This window comes from Mesorhizobium sp. M0854, from assembly GCF_040319815.1.
In the GTDB taxonomy this organism is placed as follows: domain Bacteria; phylum Pseudomonadota; class Alphaproteobacteria; order Rhizobiales; family Rhizobiaceae; genus Mesorhizobium.
Genome location: NZ_JAMYOL010000084.1, coordinates 1 through 873, shown reverse-complemented (window position 1 = coordinate 873; position 873 = coordinate 1). Strand labels below are relative to the sequence as shown.

Annotated in this window: 2 protein-coding genes; both read right to left on the bottom strand. The window is 56.4% G+C overall.

Features of this window, described 5'->3' with window-relative positions; all coding sequences use genetic code 11:
• On the bottom strand, positions 1–324 hold a 324-nt coding region (locus tag NKH99_RS32630), incomplete at its 3' end, for an ATP-binding cassette domain-containing protein (protein ID WP_353017979.1).
• On the bottom strand, positions 321–873 hold a 553-nt coding region (locus NKH99_RS32625), incomplete at its 5' end, for an amino acid ABC transporter permease (RefSeq protein WP_353017976.1). The genes NKH99_RS32625 and NKH99_RS32630, both read right to left, overlap by 4 nt.

Below are 873 nucleotides of genomic sequence, written 5' to 3'. Positions count from 1 at the left end.
CCCGTTGACGGTGATCTCGCCCTCCTGGTGCGCCTCGAGCCGATTGAAGCAGCGGATCAGCGTTGATTTTCCCGATCCGGAAGGGCCGCAGATGACGACGCGTTCGCCCTTGCGGACAGTGAGGCTGACGTCAGTCAGCGCTTTGAAGGCGCCGTACCACTTCGAGACGTTCTTCGCTTCGATGACTTTGTCCGCGATCACCGCCGTTTGCTCCTGCCGAAATAACGCCCGATCCGAACTTGACTCAGGACGCGGCACATCGGCAGGCGCCTTAGAGCGCCAGTTTGGAGCGCCCTTCACTTGACCTATGCTGTCGACGGTCATCGTAGCTTGCTCCTCGCAAAATGATGCTCGATCCGGGATTGAATCAGCTCGAGGCAGATGGTCATAATCCAATAAATAATTGCCGCCGCTATCAGCATCTCCATGTGATGGAAGGTCGGCTGGCCGATTGTGCGAGCAAGGAATGTCAGCTCCCACACGCCCAAGACTGAGACCAGCGAGCTGTCCTTCACCATCCCGATGAACATATTTCCCATTGGGGGAATGATTGCGGGAGTCGCCTGCGGCAGGATGATCTTGCGCATCGTGAGGCCAAAGCCGAAACCCATGGACCGGGATGCCTCCCATTGGCCGCGATCGATGCTCGCAATGCCCGAACGGAAGATTTCCGTCATATACGCACCAATGCAAAGCGAGAGTGCCAACACGCCTGAAGGGACGGCATTTATCACGATCCCAAGCTGCGGCAACCCGAGATAGATCAGGTAAATCTGCATGAGAAGCGGCAAGCCGCGGAAGAATGAAGTGTAAAAGCTGGCGATGCCGTAGGCAAAGCCGTTGCTTGAAAGTTTTGCGATAGCTGCGACTATT